This is a genomic window from Burkholderia sp. CCA53, from assembly GCF_001685525.1.
Lineage (GTDB): Bacteria > Pseudomonadota > Gammaproteobacteria > Burkholderiales > Burkholderiaceae > Burkholderia > Burkholderia multivorans.
Genome location: NZ_BDDJ01000001.1, coordinates 3,532,794 through 3,549,410 on the forward strand (window position 1 = coordinate 3,532,794; position 16,617 = coordinate 3,549,410).

The window sequence follows — 16,617 nt, forward strand, 5'->3', positions numbered from 1 at the left end:
CATGGGTCAAACCACCAACATCGCCAAACTCAAGCAGACCTCCAAGATGGTCGCGCGCGATGCCGGTATCGGCAGCGTGAAGCAGTTCTTCGAGTCGCAAAAGGCAACGCTCGCCGCGGTGCTGCCGAGCCACGTCAGCCCGGATCGCATGCTGAAGATCGCGCTCGGCGCGCTGCGCACGACGCCGAAGCTGATGGAGTGCACGGTCGAATCACTGATGGGCGCTGTCGTGCAGTGCTCGCAGCTCGGCCTCGAACCGAATACGCCGCTCGGCCACGCCTACCTGATCCCGTTCGAAAAGAAAAAGAAGGTAGGCGGTGAATGGGTGACGGAAAAGGTCGAGACGCAGATCGTCATCGGCTACAAGGGCCTCATCGATCTCGCGCGCCGTTCCGGCCAGGTCGTCAGTATCGCCGCGCATGCAGTGTACGAGCACGACCACTTCGACTACGCGTTCGGCCTCAACGAAAAGCTGGAGCACAAGCCGGCCATGTCCGCGCGCGGCCGCGTGATCGCTTTCTATGCCGTCGCGAAGCTGGTCGGCGGCGGCCATGCGTTCGAAGTGATGAGCGCCGAGCAGGTCAACGAGATTCGCGATGCCAGCCAGAACTACAAGTTCGCGCGCGACAAGGAAAAGACGGTCTGGGGCCAGCACTACGAGGAGATGGGCCGCAAGACCGTGCTGCGCCGCCTGTTCAAGTACCTCCCGGTGAGCATCGAGCTTGCGAGCGCGGCTGCACTCGATGATGTCGGCGCATCCGGCCGCTCGCAAGCTCTCGACACCGTGCTCGATGGCGACTACATCACGCCGACCGACGACGAGCCGGACGACGACGGCGAGATCGATCCGCCGTCCGGCCTGACAGATCAGCGCCAGCAGCAACGCGACATGACCCTGCCGTCCTATGACGACCTGCTCAGCCAGATCCGAAACGCGAAGGACGAGGAAGTGCTCGCCCTCGTGCTGGACAGCGCTCGTGATCTCCCGCAGACCGAGTACGTGAAGCTTGAGCAGGCGTATCAGGATCGCCGCGAAGTGCTGCTCAATGCGTAACGGGGCACCGCGCGGCACCCGTCGCGCGCCATTGAGGCTTTATCTGTAGAGGAAGCGATGGACCTTCGTTTTGGATCGGTGTGCAGCGGTATCGAAGCGGCGAGCTGCGCCTGGCATCCGCTCGGATGGAAAACGGAGTTCGTCAGCGAGATCGAGCCGTTCCCGAGTGCGGTCCTCGCGCACCACTACCCGACCGTGCCGAACCTCGGCGACATGACCAAATTTAAGGAATGGCCCGATGCAGCTATCGATCTTCTCGTCGGCGGAACTCCCTGCCAAAGCTTCAGCGTCGCCGGACTCCGAAAGGGACTGGCTGATCCGCGTGGCAACCTCATGCTCACCTATCTTGCCATTGCTGAACGCTACGCTCCCCGCTGGCTGGTATGGGAAAACGTCCCCGGCGTCCTGTCGTCGAACCGCGGCCGGGACTTTGGAACCTTCCTCGGAGGGCTGGCAGAACTCGGGTATGGGTTCGCCTACCGGGTTCTTGACGCTCAGTTCTTTGGAATTCCCCAGCGACGCCGCCGTGTGTTCGTTGTCGGACATCTTGGAGACTGGCGACGTGCCGCAGCGGTACTTTTTGAGCGCGAAAGCCTGCTCGGGCATCCTGCGCCGCGCCGGGAACCGAGGCAAGGAGTTGCCCCGACCCTTAGCGCACGCACTAAAGGCGGTGGCGGACTCGGAACCGACTTCGAGTGCGATGGCGGCTTGATAGCTCACGCCCTTCGCGGCGAAGGTTTTGACGCGAGCGAGGATGGAACCGGGCGAGGTACGCCGCTTATTCCGGTGCCGTATGCGATCCAGGCTGGCGCGCTGCGCGAGAACGTCGAGTGTGGACCGGATGGTATCGGCGTTCAGGAGCGAATCGCCTACACGCTGGAGGCGCGCGCCGAGGTCCAAGCGATTGCCTTCGACTGCAAGGCTTCCGGACAGAACGGATTCGGTGTAGGCGAGATTGCGTCGACGATGCGCAGCATGGGGCACGCGAATTCGCATCAGAACGGCGGCGGTCATCTGGCCGTGGCTGTGAACATTCGCGGGCGCGAAGGCGGCGGAACGGCCGAACTCTCGGGAGATATTGCAACCGCGCTTCGCGCGAGTCAGGGCGGAGGCGACAAGCTTCATGCACTCACCGGTTCGGCTGTTCGCCGTCTGACGCCGCGGGAATGCGAGCGCCTACAAGGATTCCCTGACGACTACACGCTCATCAACGTTCGCGGCAAGCCCGCCGCAGACGGCCCGCGCTACAAGGCGCTCGGCAACAGCATGGCGGTTCCTGTCATGCACTGGATCGGCAAGCGTATTGAGCTCGTCGAATCGCTCACCAACTGAGGAAACCACCATGAACGACCAACCATCCAACCGCATTGATGCGTCCTACAGCGACGCCGAGAAGGCCGAGGACATGCGCATGATGCGAATCGTGCTGGACGACTACACGCGCAACGGCATCGCCACGATGACCGATTCGGAAAAGGTCACGTACCTGTCGGCATCCCTGCTTTGCGCCTACCAACTGATTCGAAGCGTGGCCGGCGACGAGTGGGTCAGGGGTTGGCTCGAAGCCGCTTTGTACGACGTGAAGAACAACCCGTGCGCGGTCGAAATCCGCAAGCCATCCTGACTCGAGGCCCACCATGACGACCAAAAACGACACCAACTCGACTCCCGAAGTGCGCGTCACGTGGAGTAAGGATAACGAGTACTTCTCATGCGATGACCTCTGCGAACTGCTCGATATGCACGATGAACTCACGGTCGGCGATGTTGTGTACTACGGCGACGTTGCACCGATTCCGACCAAGCACCTGTGCGACGCAGACGACATTATCGACATGATCGGCGAGCGGGCGTATGACGAAGTCGGGGAAGCTGCCGACGGCTATCCGGACATCGCGCCGGAAGCCAAGGCCGAGTTGGACGCACTGATTGCTGGCTGGATCGAGAAACATGCGAAGCCGACGTTCTACAGCGTCATCAACGTGCGCGAGCACACGATCACGGCGGCAGACATGGAGGGCCGGGAATGAACACCACCGACAAGAGCCGCGCTGATGTGCTGACCGAGGCCCAGCGGAAAGCGCTGGAAACCGCCGTGAATGTGCTCAACATCAACTGGGAACACGAGACGGCAAACGAATTGTGGGAAGCGTTCACTGCCCCCGTTTCGCAGCCCGCAGCAGAGCCGATCGACGCGCCGAGCGTCAACGAGACCATCACGTACAGCGGTGACTCGCTCACGCTGTCGGGAGCGCAGTTACTTGAAGCACTCGACTTCATTGCGCCGGATCGCGATGCCGATCAGCTCGAAAGCGAAGTGACGATCCAGTACGGCGAAGGCCACACCGGCAAGGGGATGTATTGCTGGTGCACCGAATATCCGGAAGAAGGCGCGATCTTCATCGACGGATCGACAGCGATCCCGACCGAAGCTGCACCCGCACCCTCGCCGGCGGACGAGCGGGCGGCGTTCGAATCGCTGAAAGGAGCATGGCAATCGATGCCGCCGTTCGATGTGTTCTGCGCAGGATGGCAAGCAGCGCGCGCCTCCTCTGCCAACGAGACGGGGGCGGAAGGGGCGCCTGTCGCATGGATGAGCATCGACGATCCGCGCGACTGCATCTCCGACGCGAAGAAGCGCGACATGATCGAGCATGCCGGCGCACCAGGCGCGCGACTGGCTGAGAAATATTCGATCGCGCTCGGCGTGATCACCCCCGCGCAGGCGGCCGAACCGTGCGCTTGGCTGGTCGAATGGACGCCCAATGTTTCCGACAAGGTATGGGCTCAATCATTCGTGAACGAACTTGATGCGATCAACAAACAGCGTCAGGTCGGCGGCCGGATCATTGCTTGCGCGCCCATCAACGCACTTTCTCATGCACCCGCGCAGGCGGCGGAACCGATGCCGGCCCCGGCCGGATGGAAGCTTGTGCCTGTCGCACCGACTTTTGAGATGTGCCGCGCCATGGAGGAAGCGATCGATGCGGGATGGAAAGATTCCATCGTATGGGCGAGAGGAATCGCAGCCGCCCCGCAGCCTCCCGCGCAGGCAGACGCTCAATCGGATAAGGGGTAAGGCATGAACAAAGTCACCATCACCGTTTCGGGTCGCGTTGGCGTGGGTAAGTCTGCCCTCTGCGGCGAAATCGAAATCATGTGCCGCGCGCTCGGCCTGCAAGTCGAATGGACTGGCGGCCAAGAAGAAAAGAACCTGACGCAGGCTGATTGGACTGAGGCACTTGAAATGTATCGGCCCGAGGTCGTCATCGTCGAGCAGATCGAACGAGTTGAACCCGTCACTGAGACGCATGGAGCGCAGGCATCCGCTTGGGAGGGTCTGACGCACGCGCAGCGCGAAGCAATTGAATATGCCGCACGCTGGTTGGAAGAAAACGTCAGTAACCGATACGCATATACAGCCGTAAAGCAATTGCGCACCCTTCTCGCCGCCCGCGCAGGAGAAGCATCATGAAAGAGCCGATTCTGTCGCGCGAGGAAGTCAAAGCGCTGTACTCCAAGCACATCGCCAATCCATACGATCTTCTGCCGCGTCATGTGGAGGCGTTCGTCGCTGACTACGAAGCCGCCGTTCTGGAGAGGGTTTGCGGGAAGCCGATCTATCAGGTATGGATCGAGGAAACAAGCTCGTACGCCGATGTAACGGCTGAGTATTACGCCGAACGCTTACCGAGCAATCGCCGCATCGTCTACGCCATTAACCGGAGCAAATCATGACCCGCTACTGCTCAGTCTGTTGTTGCAAGCGCTGGTTCACTGATGCTGGTGATTGTGTGGTGTGCATCGGTTTGTTCAACGACGCTTAAGGGGCCGATCATGAAGATCACCGATGACATGCTGACGGAGTGGTTTCCAGCCGATGTGAAGCCGGTTCATATCGGCGTCTACCCGGCGTGCATGGAGGTCGTCACGGATCGGTTTGGCACGTCTCATATCGAATATGGATTTGCTCGATGGGACGGTCAACGATGGGGCTTGATGCAATCAGATATTAAGTCTGCTGAGCAGAGCGTTTTCCTCGCCGCATCGCAGGCCAAGTCTTGGCGCGGGCTCAAGGAGAAGCACTATGGATGAGCGCGAGATGTTCGAATCCCACTTCGGCATTCCTGTGGAACAGCGTCGCAGCCCATCTGCAGGGGGTTATGCGCAACGCGAATATCAGATGATGTGGGCCGGTTGGCAAGCCGCCCGCCGCACCACTCCCGACAGGGACGCCATCATCGAGGAATGCGCGAAGGTGTGCGAAATGGAGCGAGAAGCGCTTCGTAAGAATGAAGCAGTTTGGGATGCCAATCCGAACTTGCGGCCTGACGAAGATTACGTTTCAGAGTGGGAGGCGTCTGCATGTCGGGGCGAGGAATATGCCGCTGCCATCCGCACCCTCAAGACCGCCCCCACTAGCGATCAGGGAGAGAAGTCGTGATCAGAAAAATCTTCGAGATCGTCGGGGCGATCTACATCATTCTGGCCGTGCTCAGTTCGATTGATGTCATCGATTTCCACAACTGCATTTCCAATGCTGGCAAATGTCGCGTCAGCGTTGAAAAGGAAGCGAAATGATCGACACCGACAAGATGAAAGCGCTGGCCCTGAAAGTCGGCGGCGTTGAATGGTATGAGGGCGGAGATTCCGTTTGCCTTCCCGATGGGGACACTATCGCGTGCTGCCAGTCGAGCATCGGGCATATGCCGGAGCCGATTCATTACGACGATATGGTCGAGTATCTGGTATCCGTCAGTCCTGCAAAAATCCTCAAACTCATTGACGCTTTTGAAGCCGCAGAACGTGAGAGAGAACAACTCCGAGCCGAGCTGGAAGCCGCTGCTGCGTTCGTTCAAGACGTGTCGAAGCAGAAGCCCGAGAGGCCGGATTACTGGAGTTCATGCAGCCAGTGCGAGCACAACATCGATCGCGCGCAGGACTTGCTTGAAAAGCAGGCCGCCCTCTCCCAACGCCAGGAGGAATCGTGAGCGAACTGAAGCCTTGTCCGTTTTGCGGCGGCTCTGTATCTCTTGAGCGCGCGCGTAGCACCACAGACTTTATCCACGGGACGCGTCAATGGTGGGGCGTAGTTTGCCGGAACACAATCAATCTCGGCGGCACATGCGCTATCGAGCAGCGCCCTAGTGCATCGCCGGAAGCGGCTATCGAACGTTGGAACCGCCGCGCCCCTGCTAGTGAGGGAGAACAGAAATGACCAGCCGCCGCATCAACGGCACCGCCGTCTACGAAGTCCTGCTCACCGGAACACACACAGCCAGTCAGATCGCGACGAAGCTTGGGACGTCGACCGCGTTCGTCCAGTGCTTCCTCGACACGCTGTTCTACGCCGGTCGCATCCGGATCGATCGGCGCGTGCGCACGGACACGGCGTACGAGGTGACGCCGGCTGCGATGCCGCGCGCGCCACTCGACATGCCGGCCGCCGGGCCGCGTCTCGCACCCAACCTGCAATCCACGCTCGCCGGCTACGATCGCGAGATCAGCCGCCGCGTCGAGCTCGCCATGACCACGAGGGGAAAATGAATACCGTCTTCATCCTGATGGCGCAGTACGGCGCAACGGCCGTTATTCCTGTCGAGTGTGTCTGCCGGGACTATTTTTCGCATCTGACCGTTCCGCAGTTCGTCCGAAAGGTCAACGCCGGCGAGATAGCCCTCCCGCTCGTGCGCATGGAAGGTTCGCTGAAATCAGCCAAGGGCGTGCACGTCGACGACCTTGCAAAGTGGATCGACGCCCGGCGGGCCGCAGCCGTCAAAGAGTGCGATCAACTCTGCGGTCAATGCTGACCGGTCCTACGCGAGTGCTACACGGCATTCCGCATCCCCCTGCGCAGCCTTGCTAGCCAAGGCTGCCGCTTCTTTACCCCGGTCCAGTCGAGCATCGGGGCCACCGAAACTCGCCTACCCGTTGATTTGATTGAATTTTCCTGTTGATTCATAGCTTTACAGCACGTTTCGACCTGTCGTATCCGTGTGTATCTGAAGGTCTCTGAAGGCATCTTTACGGCAAAGTGCTACGATGTTGCTCCGATTTTTGCCGTGTAGCACCGGGGACCATGGGAACGATCACGCCGAGAAAACGTAAGGATGGAAGTATAGGGTACACCGCCCAGATTCGCCGAAAGGAGAACGGGAAAGTCGTCTACACCGAAGCGGAGACATTCGACCGGGAGCGGCCGCGCGGGCCTGGATGGAGAAGCGCGAGAAGGCGCTGAAAGCACCCGGCGCATTGGAATCGGCGAAACAGGAGGATCCGCCGCTGGCGGACGTGATTGACCGGTACGTGAGGGAAGACAAAAAGGGGATCGGCCGCACCAAGACGCAGGTACTGAACTCGATCAAGGCTGCGCCGATCGGCGGCCGGAAGTGCTCGACGCTGAAGAGCCCCGACTATGTGGATTTCGCGCGCAGCCTCAAGGTGCAACCGCAGACCGTGAGCAACTACATGTCGCACCTGGCGGCCGTCGTGCGCGTCGCGCGCCCGGCATGGGGCTATCCGCTCGACGAGAAGGAACTCGACGACGCGATTGTCGTGCTACGAAAGCTTGGCATGACCGACCGCTCACGCAACCGCGACCGCCGGCCGACGCCGGACGAGCTCGACCGGATCCTCACCTACTACACCGAGATGCACGAGCGCGGCCGCGCGACGATCCCGATGCGCGAGATCATCGTCTACGCGATGTTCTCGACGCGCCGGCAGGAGGAAATCACGCGCATCCGGATCGAGGACTTCGAGGGCGATCGACAGCTGGTGCGCGACATGAAGCACCCGGGCCAGAAGAAGGGAAACGACACCTGGTGCGATGTGCCGCCAGAGGCCGCACGGATCGTGGAGACCGTCCGCCCTGCTTCGGGTCCAATCTTCCCGTACAACCACCGGTCGATCAGTGACAGCTTCACGGACGCCTGCGCGTTCCTCGGAATCGAGGATCTAAAGTTCCACGATCTGCGCCATGAGGGCACGTCGCGGCTGTTCGAGATGGGCTGGAATATCCCGCACGTGGCCGCCGTGACCGGACACCGCAGCTGGGTCTCGCTGAAGCGCTACACACACCTGCGTCACAGCGGCGATCGGTGGGCCAGTTGGAAATGGCTCGACATTCTGGCGCCTAAGCCGACGCCGTGACCGCAAGCGCCGCGATCACCCGCGCGATCGCATGGTCGGCGATGTTCGGGAACGGTAGTGATGGCTTACCGATCTGCCGGATCGGGCCGGCGTGCTCCCAGTCCAGCGGCAGGTCCGGCACGATGTCGTTCCCGTTCTTGAACAGGTTCAGCGGAACCGACGCCAGAACCGCTGCCACGCTCCCGTTTGTGCTCACCCTTGGCGGCTCGAAGCCATAGACGGCCGCCGGCGGGTTGCCGCCAACCACCATTGCCGCCGCGGCTATGATCGCGATCGCGGCGCCGAGCGAGTGCCCGACGAGCGTCACCGGCCGGCCGTCGATCGCGGCGAGCACGTCGACGGCGATCGCACCCCATGCCTTCCAAAATCCGTGGTGCACCTGGCCGATGCCGATCACGTCGATCGGATGGGCGTCCAGATCGGCCGCCACGCAGTCGAGATTGTCGGTTCCCGGAAAGGCGACGACGAGTCCGCCGGCCGTCTGCCGCACGATCGCGCGCGAGGCGCTGTCCGCTTTGCCGATGTCCGGCTTGACGGAATACGCTTCCTGGGCGAGCAGCGCGTAATCGCGCGGGGTCATTGCAGCGGCGCGCCCGCGAGCGGCGTCGATGCGGCGGCCGGCGGAGTTGCCGCCGTCAGGATCTGGTCGATGAGTGCCTGCACCATCGGGCCGAAAGTCTGGAGCCCGAGCAGGATGGCCTGCTGCTGCGGCAGCGCGGGCACGGCCTGTACGATCGTGATCGCCGCCGGCAGCAGCGAATCGTGGAACGCTTTCAGGTCGGCGACATTCAGCTGCGCGCCGGCCTTGCAGATGGCCTGATTGGCCGGCAGGATCGTTTTCGAGATCGTGGCTTGCTGGTCGGCATTCAGCAGCGGCGACGTCGCGAGGATGGCGAGATCTCCGTTGACGATCGTGCAGCCGGTCTGGAACTGCTGTTGGACAGTCGGCAGGGAGTTGCAGGCGACGATTGCGACCGACGCGGCGATGCCTGCCGCAAGCAGCATGAGCTTCTTCATGGGGAGTTCCTTCGGGAGTGATGCCGCGGCGTGCGGCTGGAGTGTTACTGCTGGGCGGCCTTAGCAGCCGAGCGCGCGACGAGCGCGTTGTAGGCGGCGTGAAGCCCCGCGACAATCAGCGTCGCGACAAGAGACGCCGCGCTGGTCGGCACGGGGCCGTGAAAACCACCGAGCGCCCAGTCGACGGTCGGAATGAGGTCGGTGACGCCGAGCGTAATGCCGCCGCTGACGAGGCTGGATTTCATGGGCATGGCTTACTCCTTCTTGTCGTGGACGATCTCGTCCGGGGTGAAAACGAATCCCGCCTTGCGCGGGAACGCCTGAAACACGTAGGTCGGAAACGAGCGGTGATGAATGCCGTGCGTCGGCGACCGATGGAACTTCGCCGACAGAGGCAGCATGTTCGTCATCGCGTCGACGAAGGTTTCGGGCTTCGTCGGATCGAATGCCTTCCAGTCGAAGCCGCGCAGCTCGACGAACTTGCAGATGAGCCAGATGAACGATTCCTCGGCCGGGTACAGTTCTTTCGTCGGCAGATCGGTCACCGGATCGAGCACGGGGATTTGCGTGATCTCGCCGAGCGCGATGCCGCGCACGGTCGCCCAGTCGATCGCATCCGAATCGGCCCATTCGCAGAACAGGTGGTGATACTCGGGTGCAGGCTGGCCGCTGATCGCGCAGCGCAGGCCCGCTGCGTGGCCCTCCTTCTTCGTGCGGCGGAACGTCGCCGACTCGGTGCGCGGCGGGTGATCCGGGTAGTACTCGATCTCGATGTCGGTCACGCGCACGGCGTGCTCGCCGGCGATCTTCGGTAGGCTCGCGAGCCCCTCGGCCGTGCAGTGCTCGCACGGTTGCTCGAGCGGCATGTCATGGCTGCATCGGGTCATGTCTGGTTCCAGAAACGAAAAAGCCCGGCGCGCGGCCGGGCGGGATTGGGGTGCGCGCGTCAGGCGATGCCGAGCGCTTTCTTCGCCGCGCCGTACAGGTACAGGCGCTCGGAGTAACCGTTCGGCATTGCCTTGGATGTCGGGCTGCCGACGTTCACGGCGCGCGATACGGCGAGGAAGTCTCCGGTCGCCGCGAGACCGCTGAGCTTGCGGCTCGACCAGTACCAGGCGGCCGACAGCGCGGCATGCGCCGGTTGCTCAAGCAGTTCGGGATGGTTCACAAGGTCGAGTCCAAGTCCCACTGCGGCGAGCGTGTAATTGCGGCGCCCGGTGACCTGGATCAAGCCGCGGCCGCAAAACCGACGCCCGTCTCCGGGCTGCGTGTTGCCGAGCTCACTCGCCTTCTTCGACGGGGGCTCATACGACTGCTGGGCCAGCGTAGGCCCCCAGATCTCCCGGGTGTAGATGAGGCGCCCAGACTCGACACCGACCGTTGCGAGAAAGGCAGCAACATCGAGCGGTGCCGAAATCCGATACTCGTCACACGCAGCCTGCAGCGGCCCAACCCACTGCGCCGCGCGCGCCGGCGCTGCGCCGCACCCGGCGGCGACGATCGCGGCAGTCAGTTTCATGATTGCCCCGGCCATTCCGGCCACTTCCCGTGCAGCAGCGCCCAGAGCGCCGTGCCGATCGTGATGAACGGGCCGAGCCAGATCACCAGCTTGCGAAGGAACCGCCCGAGGCCGGCGAAGAAACTGATGCCGCTGCTCGCGAACTGCATCAGCGCGATCAGCTCGGCCGTGTTCGACTCGACCCGCTGCGTCACTTGCGTGTTGCGCGAGAGCTCGTCGTGGTAGGAGGCGACCTGTTGCTCGAGAGTGCTCATCCGGTTCTCCAGATCCGATATGCGGGCCGGCGACACTGCGCCGTCCGCCTGTGCATGTGGATGGTTCATAGGCCCCGAAATGAAAAAGCCGCCTCGAGGGCGGCTGTTGATTTATATGGCGACATTCACTCCGGGCCACTTGACCGGGCCATCCGGAGGATTAAGATACGATTCCTAGAAAAGAGGGGCTGGGGAGAGATCTATCCCAGGAACAAAACTGTATGCACTTGGGGCAGAAATGAACATAGAACGATTCGAAAGTCTTGGAGACAACTGCGAATTCGGCTTTGTGCAGCGAGAACTTGGCACGGAGTCAGGATCGCTATTTAGGTGGGCGTTCATCCCTGACTATGCCGATTTGGTCGCGACAATCGAGAGCGATTTCAATGCATTCTACCAACTTGGGAATCTCGTTCCCACATGGTCAAACATGGTGGAGGACCGAGCCTGCCGCCTGCGCTTCCACACCGAGATATTTTCTTCGCGTCAGGACGATGCTTCACCCTGGGTGTTCAACGGCACGAGCGACGAGCAGCGAGATATCTACGCACGCGAGATCGGGAAGATGGATTACCTGGTCGAGAAATTCAAGGAAGGCCTGGCAACCGGCAACCGTATCTACGTCGTGAAGAAGAACGGCAACGCCCCTATGAAGCATCTCGTCCCGTTGCAGGCCGCGATGGATCGATATGGGAAGTCGACCATTCTGACGGTGACGGAGGCGCTTCCTCACATGCCATCCGGGACAGTGTGTCAGATCGGCGATCGGCTATGCATTGGATACATCGATCGCTTTGCCGACTACGGACAAGCCGACGATATTTCGTTGGACGCGTGGAAGAAGATCCTCGCGCGCGCCCAAGAAATCTTCTCATGATCAGAAAATGCGGAGACAGTGAATGTCCCCATTGATCGTCAGCGTACTGGTTGCGTAGTTAACCTGCGCGACCAGATAAAGCGTCGTCGTGGACGGGAGCGTGTAATAGACCGGCCCGACGTTTTGGCCGATTGACGTACCAGCCGGGACGCTGGCCGTCTGGATGACTTCACCCGGTGCGGTTCCGGGAAATCCCAGACTTGTCGTGCTCAAGGCGGCGACGTTGTACGACTGCGTGGTCGTGCCCGCCGGGTTCGTCCAAGTCGATCCAGTGCATGACCAATTCCCTGCCGGCAAGCTCACTGAGGTGACATTGGTCGCTGAAGCGGATGTGATTGCCTGCGTTGTAACTGTCGAGCTGACAATCGAAGACGGCGTAACAATCGGATATGTAATCGCCGACGTGCCACTAAACGAGTTGGTGGCAGGGATTTGCGAGTTGCCGCCGAATGCGAAGCTCTGGTTGACCAGAAAGTTGCCGGAGAACATCACACCGCCACACGCAGCCAAGCTGGTATTGTTCGTGCCGGAGTTGTAGTTGAAGAAGTTCCCGGTGATCGTCGCGCCATTATTGTTCGAGCCCGTGCAGCTGAAGTTGTACGCCGTGTTGTTCTCGAGATAGTTCCCGATGAGCGTCGCGCCGTACACGTTCCCCGCGAAGTTCAAGCCCCCCGAGTTATTGCCCGACCATTGCGAGTTGAAGAACACCGGATTCTCAACCCATTGAGCCCCGCCGATGATGACGGCCGGTTCACTGTTCGTATTCCCGTTCGAGAAGAATTCGACGTGATCGACGCGCGCATTGCTGAAGCTGATGTCCTGGTTCGCAACGATAGCGGCGCCGAGCTGGTTGTAGAAGAACACGTTCTTGATGATCGGCGCGAACGAGTTATAGAACATCGCTCCGCGGCGATACCCGTTGACCGTCAGATCATGGATGTTCGCATTGGACCCAGCCGGCGGCCCGGTGATGATCATTGCGTCCGTCACGCTCGCATTCGCCGATGGCGTGGCGAAATAGACGCCCGAAATATCGATGTTCGGCTGAGAGGCCGAAACGGTCGTCGGATTGACTGCGATCACGGGGAGCGCAATCGTCCCACCTGATACCCAGGCATGAGAAAACGTCGGGCCGACCACATCAACATGCGTGCCGTCGATCACGACAGACGGCCATGCGCCGTTTGCTTCCGTCGTTCCGGTGATGCCGAACGCCTCGATAGCTGCGCCCATGTTGGCGGTCGTAGAAACCGTCAGGCGGATCGAAGGCGTGCCGCTATACGTCGCCCCTGCGGCAGCACCGCTGACTGTTGCGCCGGCGGGAAACGATGGCGTGATCGCACATGCAATGCCCTCTGGGCCCATGATCTTGAGCGCAGTCGCAGTGACGTTCAGCGTCTTCGTCACCTTGTACGTGCCGGCACTGCAAAACGCCGGCTGTCCGGCAGCCGCAGCAGCATTTAGCCAGTTCTGGAGTGCCGCCGTATCGTCAGCCGAGCCATTGCCTACTGCGCCATATGAGTACGGCGTGATCCCGGCACCGGAGAGCGCATGCTGCGCGTAGGTGACGAAGCCATTGCCCGAATTGATTGCTGCACCGAGACCGGTTTGTACTCCCGATCCGAGCACACTGATTCCGGTACCGCCATTGGCGACGGGAAGAATTCCAGAAAATGCTCCGGCAGTTACCGATGAATTGCAGGTGAACCCCGAACCGGGCACCCAGTTGAGCGCGGATGTCGCGCTATTGCAGGACGGCATAGCGAATGCCGTAGGGCTTGCGATCGAGCCCGTGGCATTTGCGACGACAGTGTTAGCGGCGAGCGTCGCAAGATCGGTCGTCTTGACCAAACCCGTCGCAGTGAAGGTGCCTTCGATAGTCGGGCTTGTAATGGTCGGAGACGTACCAAGCACGACGGATCCCGATCCTGTCGACGTCGTCGCACCGGTACCGCCATTCGCGATCGTCAGCGGATTGATCAATGTGACGCTATTGAAAGTCGGCGACGGATACGTCTGGGCGAGCGCCACCAACGGCGCAAAAAGCACCGCGATGAGAAACTTCTTCATGGATTACCTCAGGAGATGGAGACGACGCCGTTGTTATTCCAAAGAACGCCCGGCGTGGCGGGTGCGTTGGAGGGCAGCGACGTCATCCAAGCATTGAAGAAAATGAAAAGCTGCGAGAGTGAAACAGTGCACTTCGCCCAGTTACCGTCTTGCAGCTGATGGATCGTGACGAGTTCCTTTCCGGTGATCGCCTGCGGAAGTCCGAAAAATTCCATTAACGCAACTCCTGCCAATAGCTCAACGAAACGAATGTGCTTGTCACCAAATAGGTGGATCCATCCGGAATCAATGCATTGACGGCAACGACACTTCCGACGGGCCGGGGTCTGTCGAAAATGCGACATACTGCCCGTTAAGTGAAATGGACAATCCACCATTGGTTGTCGTCGTCAATCCAGATACATAAACAACAATCGGACGTCCTGTTGAGTTGGTATAGGTCGTTCCGAATAGCCTGGAAGCAGTAAGGTTTTGCAGTGTCTGGCCGACACCCACCACTTGAGATTGCCGAACCGCATGTTGATCTTGCGTTGATGCTCCAACAGAAACCGGATTGTTGAAGGCGTTATTGCCAGACCATGTGTTGTTATCTCCGAGCTGGCCGAATGCCTGCATCTGACCCATGGTCGGCGAGCAATATGCGTAATCCCCCGTGGACCACGCTTGCGCACTTGTGTTTTCCTGCCCACGCAGTAACCCGCTGAGTGTTGCGCCGGAGATCGCGGTCGCATAAATCACTTCGAACTGCTGGCGCGTGGCAACGTCGTTGAGCGTGATGACGAAGACCTTACCTGCCGGGATCGACGACGGCAGGTTGGCCGCGCTCGACAGCGTGAGCGACGATGCTCCGGACGAGATTGATCCCGCCAACGTGGTGCTGATGTTGTTGGCGAACGTGAAAAGAGATGGCATGGATGAATTCCTGGCTATGCGATCGCGACGACGCCGCCGTCATTCCAGAGCTGGCCGGTGCCGGATCCCGGATTGCTGAGCGGAAGATTGCCGCCGCCAAGCGCGAGCAGTTGCGGCGGGAACGTGTAGGCGAAATACAGGGGCGGTGCCGACGGATCCGGCGTCACGCCCGGCACGATGCTGATCACCCCGCCGTTCCACCACACTGCGCCCGGCGCGAGACCGACGGGGCTCGTCGGATAGGTGAGCGGGAACCCGAGCGTCAGAACGCCGCCGTTGTTCACGAACTTGTCGGTCACGAACTGCAGCGTGTACATGAACGGAAACGCCAGCAATCCGTTCGCATAGCACGATTGCAGCGCCTCATAGCCGATCGTGTCGTATGCCGTCACCGTGAAGATGGTTCCCGACACGGCGATCGACGGTGGATCGTTCAACACCGGCCAGTCGCTGCCGTTCGCGCCGTTGATGAACCGCGCGATGCGATTCTTCAGCCACTGCATGTTGAACTGCATGCCGTCGCCGCGGTACAGGTGCCACGTCAGCACGCGCTTGTAGATGTCGTCATTCGCGATCGATGCGGTCTGGCTCGCCGAGTAGTACTGGGCGTTGTACGCGACCGTGTTGTACGGATTCGCGTTGTAGCCCGCCAGGCGCGTCGATATCTGCGATGCGAGAACCGGACGCCGGATGCCATATACGCCGCGCCCGATCCAGTCGAGCAGCGGGCCCGTGATAAACGGCGACGTGTACAAACCAAGCGGCGCCTGATTGAACCAGTCGAGATAGCCCTGCGAGAGCGAGTTGAAGCTATCGACGAACGCCTGCAGCGACGCGTCGTCCTCGTATTCCTTGTACAGGTATGAGGGAATGACCTGCTGCAGTGGCTTCGTGCTGAACGACTCGATCTGCATTCGTCACCCCTGCGATACGGTCACGCCCGTGGCCGAGCAGAAGAAATAGCTTTCCGGGTCCGACGTGATGATGTCGGTGCCCGCCGCCGGCGTGGCCGTCACCCCGTTGATCGTCACCGCGAAACTAAGCGTCGTCACGTTCGGTCCGTCAATCACCGAGGACACTGCATCGAGGAACGTCGCCGTCATCTCGTTCAGGTTGATCGGCTGGCCGGCATAAATCGAGTTCAGGTACGACTGCAGCGCCGGCGCGGCGAGCTGGTTCACCGAACTGCCCGCCGTGAAGTTTGGAAGCGTGGTGTTCCACGTCACCGCGAGCGTCACAACCTGCTGCGGCGGATTCACGAACGGGATGTTGTATGTGTTCGGGTTCTGGAACAGCGATACGTTGACGTCGCGCGGGTTCGGCGAGAACGTAGCGCCGCCGGTGTAGGTGCCGAAGCCCGTCCCGTTCGTGGTCGTCGTGATCGAATTCCCCGACACCGACGCAACGGTATACGTGCGGTTGAACGCGCTCGGCGTCGCGCCGGCGACCGTGAAGGTTTGCCCCGCCGTATATCCGCTCGAGAGGTTCGTCTGGACGACCACTGGGTTCGCGGCCGTCATCCCGGTGATGCCGAGTTGCGATCCCTTGAGCAACGCGATGTCGCCTGCACCCTGAAGAATCGCGGCAGCGACCGCGTAGGCATCGCCACCGCCACAGACGATCTGCCAGCCGCCCGTCACCTGATTGATGGAGACCAGACGCTGCTGCACGCCGGTGATCTTGCCGAGCAACGTTTTCAGGAACGCCGGGCGTGCCGACCGATGCGACCTGTCCGGCCTGCAGAACGCGGCCCCGATAGGTC

Annotated in this window: 26 protein-coding genes and 1 pseudogene; 16 read left to right on the forward strand and 11 right to left on the reverse strand. The window is 61.0% G+C overall.

Features of this window, described 5'->3' with window-relative positions; genetic code table 11:
- Position 1 precedes the first annotated feature (1 nt).
- The 15 genes and pseudogenes from BCR55_RS16415 (at position 2) to BCR55_RS16475 (ending at position 8,206) form a co-directional block, all read left to right on the forward strand.
- Complete coding sequence (locus BCR55_RS16415) at positions 2–1,054, forward strand: recombinase RecT (protein ID WP_065493993.1); 1,053 nt, start codon at positions 2–4, stop codon at positions 1,052–1,054.
- A 57-nt stretch (positions 1,055–1,111) separates the two neighbouring features.
- Positions 1,112–2,386, forward strand: a complete 1,275-nt coding sequence (locus BCR55_RS16420) for a DNA cytosine methyltransferase (RefSeq protein WP_065493994.1) — start codon at positions 1,112–1,114, stop codon at positions 2,384–2,386.
- Positions 2,387–2,396: 10 nt separating this feature from the next.
- Positions 2,397–2,678 (forward strand): hypothetical protein, encoded by a 282-nt coding sequence (locus BCR55_RS16425; RefSeq protein ID WP_065493995.1) that lies wholly within the window; start codon positions 2,397–2,399, stop codon positions 2,676–2,678.
- 13 nt (positions 2,679–2,691) lie between these two features.
- Entirely contained in the window at positions 2,692–3,084 is a 393-nt protein-coding gene (locus BCR55_RS16430) for a hypothetical protein (RefSeq protein WP_065493996.1), read from the forward strand.
- Between the two features lie 866 nt (positions 3,085–3,950).
- Positions 3,951–4,121: pseudogene (locus BCR55_RS33920) on the forward strand (XRE family transcriptional regulator); the annotation flags it as partial.
- Between the two features lie 15 nt (positions 4,122–4,136).
- Positions 4,137–4,529: a hypothetical protein gene (locus BCR55_RS16440; protein WP_065493997.1), complete on the forward strand. Its 393-nt coding sequence runs from the start codon at positions 4,137–4,139 to the stop codon at positions 4,527–4,529.
- Positions 4,526–4,792: a hypothetical protein gene (locus BCR55_RS16445; RefSeq protein ID WP_060098636.1), complete on the forward strand. Its 267-nt coding sequence runs from the start codon at positions 4,526–4,528 to the stop codon at positions 4,790–4,792. The genes BCR55_RS16440 and BCR55_RS16445 overlap by 4 nt, the downstream gene beginning before the upstream one ends.
- 99 nt (positions 4,793–4,891) lie before the next feature.
- Complete coding sequence (locus tag BCR55_RS16450; RefSeq protein WP_060098638.1) at positions 4,892–5,149, forward strand: hypothetical protein; 258 nt, start codon at positions 4,892–4,894, stop codon at positions 5,147–5,149.
- On the forward strand, positions 5,142–5,498 hold the full coding sequence (locus BCR55_RS16455; protein WP_065493998.1) for a hypothetical protein: 357 nt from the start codon (positions 5,142–5,144) through the stop codon (positions 5,496–5,498). The genes BCR55_RS16450 and BCR55_RS16455 overlap by 8 nt, the downstream gene beginning before the upstream one ends.
- Positions 5,495–5,635, forward strand: a complete 141-nt coding sequence (locus BCR55_RS33080) for a hypothetical protein (protein WP_175403805.1) — start codon at positions 5,495–5,497, stop codon at positions 5,633–5,635. Before BCR55_RS16455 ends, BCR55_RS33080 begins: the two co-directional genes overlap by 4 nt.
- The gene (locus BCR55_RS33445) at positions 5,632–6,045 is read left to right on the forward strand and encodes a hypothetical protein (protein ID WP_254661814.1); all 414 of its coding nucleotides are present in this window, start codon (positions 5,632–5,634) and stop codon (positions 6,043–6,045) included. Before BCR55_RS33080 ends, BCR55_RS33445 begins: the two co-directional genes overlap by 4 nt.
- Positions 6,042–6,272: a Lar family restriction alleviation protein gene (locus BCR55_RS33925; RefSeq protein ID WP_175403806.1), complete on the forward strand. Its 231-nt coding sequence runs from the start codon at positions 6,042–6,044 to the stop codon at positions 6,270–6,272. Before BCR55_RS33445 ends, BCR55_RS33925 begins: the two co-directional genes overlap by 4 nt.
- Positions 6,269–6,601, forward strand: a complete 333-nt coding sequence (locus tag BCR55_RS16465; protein WP_065493999.1) for a DNA-binding protein — start codon at positions 6,269–6,271, stop codon at positions 6,599–6,601. Before BCR55_RS33925 ends, BCR55_RS16465 begins: the two co-directional genes overlap by 4 nt.
- Positions 6,598–6,864, forward strand: a complete 267-nt coding sequence (locus tag BCR55_RS16470; RefSeq protein ID WP_065494000.1) for a pyocin activator PrtN family protein — start codon at positions 6,598–6,600, stop codon at positions 6,862–6,864. Before BCR55_RS16465 ends, BCR55_RS16470 begins: the two co-directional genes overlap by 4 nt.
- A gap of 403 nt (positions 6,865–7,267) precedes the next feature.
- Positions 7,268–8,206 carry a tyrosine-type recombinase/integrase gene (locus tag BCR55_RS16475; RefSeq protein WP_139094047.1) on the forward strand — a complete coding sequence of 313 codons (939 nt, stop codon included), beginning with the start codon at positions 7,268–7,270 and terminating at the stop codon, positions 8,204–8,206.
- Here BCR55_RS16475 and BCR55_RS16480 read toward each other — a convergent pair.
- From BCR55_RS16480 to BCR55_RS16505, 6 genes are read right to left on the reverse strand one after another with little or no spacing between them, the layout of a single operon-like run.
- A complete protein-coding gene (locus BCR55_RS16480) occupies positions 8,190–8,786 on the reverse strand; it encodes an alpha/beta fold hydrolase (protein WP_065494830.1) in 597 nt (198 codons plus the stop codon). The genes BCR55_RS16475 and BCR55_RS16480 overlap by 17 nt on opposite strands.
- Positions 8,783–9,223 (reverse strand): hypothetical protein, encoded by a 441-nt coding sequence (locus BCR55_RS16485; RefSeq protein WP_065494832.1) that lies wholly within the window; start codon positions 9,221–9,223, stop codon positions 8,783–8,785. The genes BCR55_RS16480 and BCR55_RS16485 overlap by 4 nt, the downstream gene beginning before the upstream one ends.
- 44 nt (positions 9,224–9,267) lie before the next feature.
- Positions 9,268–9,474 carry a hypothetical protein gene (locus tag BCR55_RS16490; protein WP_065494833.1) on the reverse strand — a complete coding sequence of 69 codons (207 nt, stop codon included), beginning with the start codon at positions 9,472–9,474 and terminating at the stop codon, positions 9,268–9,270.
- Between the two features lie 3 nt (positions 9,475–9,477).
- On the reverse strand, positions 9,478–10,110 hold the full coding sequence (locus BCR55_RS16495) for a hypothetical protein (protein WP_065494835.1): 633 nt from the start codon (positions 10,108–10,110) through the stop codon (positions 9,478–9,480).
- A gap of 59 nt (positions 10,111–10,169) precedes the next feature.
- Positions 10,170–10,742, reverse strand: a complete 573-nt coding sequence (locus BCR55_RS16500; protein WP_083211825.1) for a glycoside hydrolase family 19 protein — start codon at positions 10,740–10,742, stop codon at positions 10,170–10,172.
- Positions 10,739–10,996: a hypothetical protein gene (locus BCR55_RS16505; RefSeq protein WP_224024421.1), complete on the reverse strand. Its 258-nt coding sequence runs from the start codon at positions 10,994–10,996 to the stop codon at positions 10,739–10,741. The genes BCR55_RS16500 and BCR55_RS16505 overlap by 4 nt, the downstream gene beginning before the upstream one ends.
- 238 nt (positions 10,997–11,234) lie before the next feature.
- On the opposite strand from BCR55_RS16505, the gene BCR55_RS16510 reads away from it, so the two are divergent.
- Positions 11,235–11,873 (forward strand): hypothetical protein, encoded by a 639-nt coding sequence (locus BCR55_RS16510; protein ID WP_139094044.1) that lies wholly within the window; start codon positions 11,235–11,237, stop codon positions 11,871–11,873.
- Here BCR55_RS16510 and BCR55_RS32530 read toward each other — a convergent pair whose 3' ends face one another.
- The 5 genes from BCR55_RS32530 to BCR55_RS33450 form a co-directional block, all read right to left on the reverse strand.
- Complete coding sequence (locus tag BCR55_RS32530; RefSeq protein ID WP_139094045.1) at positions 11,874–13,943, reverse strand: glycosyl hydrolase family 28-related protein; 2,070 nt, start codon at positions 13,941–13,943, stop codon at positions 11,874–11,876. It lies immediately after the preceding gene.
- An 8-nt stretch (positions 13,944–13,951) separates the two neighbouring features.
- Positions 13,952–14,158: a hypothetical protein gene (locus BCR55_RS16520; protein ID WP_065494845.1), complete on the reverse strand. Its 207-nt coding sequence runs from the start codon at positions 14,156–14,158 to the stop codon at positions 13,952–13,954.
- 70 nt (positions 14,159–14,228) lie between these two features.
- On the reverse strand, positions 14,229–14,855 hold the full coding sequence (locus BCR55_RS32535) for a hypothetical protein (protein WP_139094048.1): 627 nt from the start codon (positions 14,853–14,855) through the stop codon (positions 14,229–14,231).
- Positions 14,856–14,869: 14 nt separating this feature from the next.
- Positions 14,870–15,769 (reverse strand): hypothetical protein, encoded by a 900-nt coding sequence (locus BCR55_RS16525; protein ID WP_065494846.1) that lies wholly within the window; start codon positions 15,767–15,769, stop codon positions 14,870–14,872.
- Positions 15,770–15,772: 3 nt separating this feature from the next.
- Positions 15,773–16,546 carry a hypothetical protein gene (locus BCR55_RS33450; RefSeq protein WP_254661833.1) on the reverse strand — a complete coding sequence of 258 codons (774 nt, stop codon included), beginning with the start codon at positions 16,544–16,546 and terminating at the stop codon, positions 15,773–15,775.
- Positions 16,547–16,617 lie beyond the last annotated feature (71 nt).

Bases quoted from the DNA above. Each gene is read 5' to 3' on its own strand.
- BCR55_RS16415 (WP_065493993.1), top strand. From the start codon at position 2: ATGGGTCAAACCACCAACATCGCCAAACTCAAGCAGACCTCCAAGATG.
- BCR55_RS16420 (WP_065493994.1), top strand. From the start codon at position 1,112: ATGGACCTTCGTTTTGGATCGGTGTGCAGCGGTATCGAAGCGGCGAGC.
- BCR55_RS16425 (WP_065493995.1), top strand. From the start codon at position 2,397: ATGAACGACCAACCATCCAACCGCATTGATGCGTCCTACAGCGACGCC.
- BCR55_RS16430 (WP_065493996.1), top strand. From the start codon at position 2,692: ATGACGACCAAAAACGACACCAACTCGACTCCCGAAGTGCGCGTCACG.
- BCR55_RS16440 (WP_065493997.1), top strand. From the start codon at position 4,137: ATGAACAAAGTCACCATCACCGTTTCGGGTCGCGTTGGCGTGGGTAAG.
- BCR55_RS16445 (WP_060098636.1), top strand. From the start codon at position 4,526: ATGAAAGAGCCGATTCTGTCGCGCGAGGAAGTCAAAGCGCTGTACTCC.
- BCR55_RS16450 (WP_060098638.1), top strand. From the start codon at position 4,892: ATGAAGATCACCGATGACATGCTGACGGAGTGGTTTCCAGCCGATGTG.
- BCR55_RS16455 (WP_065493998.1), top strand. From the start codon at position 5,142: ATGGATGAGCGCGAGATGTTCGAATCCCACTTCGGCATTCCTGTGGAA.
- BCR55_RS33445 (WP_254661814.1), top strand. From the start codon at position 5,632: ATGATCGACACCGACAAGATGAAAGCGCTGGCCCTGAAAGTCGGCGGC.
- BCR55_RS16465 (WP_065493999.1), top strand. From the start codon at position 6,269: ATGACCAGCCGCCGCATCAACGGCACCGCCGTCTACGAAGTCCTGCTC.
- BCR55_RS16470 (WP_065494000.1), top strand. From the start codon at position 6,598: ATGAATACCGTCTTCATCCTGATGGCGCAGTACGGCGCAACGGCCGTT.
- BCR55_RS16475 (WP_139094047.1), top strand. From the start codon at position 7,268: ATGGAGAAGCGCGAGAAGGCGCTGAAAGCACCCGGCGCATTGGAATCG.
- BCR55_RS16480 (WP_065494830.1), bottom strand. From the start codon at position 8,786: ATGACCCCGCGCGATTACGCGCTGCTCGCCCAGGAAGCGTATTCCGTC.
- BCR55_RS16485 (WP_065494832.1), bottom strand. From the start codon at position 9,223: ATGAAGAAGCTCATGCTGCTTGCGGCAGGCATCGCCGCGTCGGTCGCA.
- BCR55_RS16490 (WP_065494833.1), bottom strand. From the start codon at position 9,474: ATGCCCATGAAATCCAGCCTCGTCAGCGGCGGCATTACGCTCGGCGTC.
- BCR55_RS16495 (WP_065494835.1), bottom strand. From the start codon at position 10,110: ATGACCCGATGCAGCCATGACATGCCGCTCGAGCAACCGTGCGAGCAC.
- BCR55_RS16500 (WP_083211825.1), bottom strand. From the start codon at position 10,742: ATGAAACTGACTGCCGCGATCGTCGCCGCCGGGTGCGGCGCAGCGCCG.
- BCR55_RS16505 (WP_224024421.1), bottom strand. From the start codon at position 10,996: ATGAGCACTCTCGAGCAACAGGTCGCCTCCTACCACGACGAGCTCTCG.
- BCR55_RS16510 (WP_139094044.1), top strand. From the start codon at position 11,235: ATGAACATAGAACGATTCGAAAGTCTTGGAGACAACTGCGAATTCGGC.
- BCR55_RS32530 (WP_139094045.1), bottom strand. From the start codon at position 13,943: ATGAAGAAGTTTCTCATCGCGGTGCTTTTTGCGCCGTTGGTGGCGCTC.
- BCR55_RS16520 (WP_065494845.1), bottom strand. From the start codon at position 14,158: ATGGAATTTTTCGGACTTCCGCAGGCGATCACCGGAAAGGAACTCGTC.
- BCR55_RS32535 (WP_139094048.1), bottom strand. From the start codon at position 14,855: ATGCCATCTCTTTTCACGTTCGCCAACAACATCAGCACCACGTTGGCG.
- BCR55_RS16525 (WP_065494846.1), bottom strand. From the start codon at position 15,769: ATGCAGATCGAGTCGTTCAGCACGAAGCCACTGCAGCAGGTCATTCCC.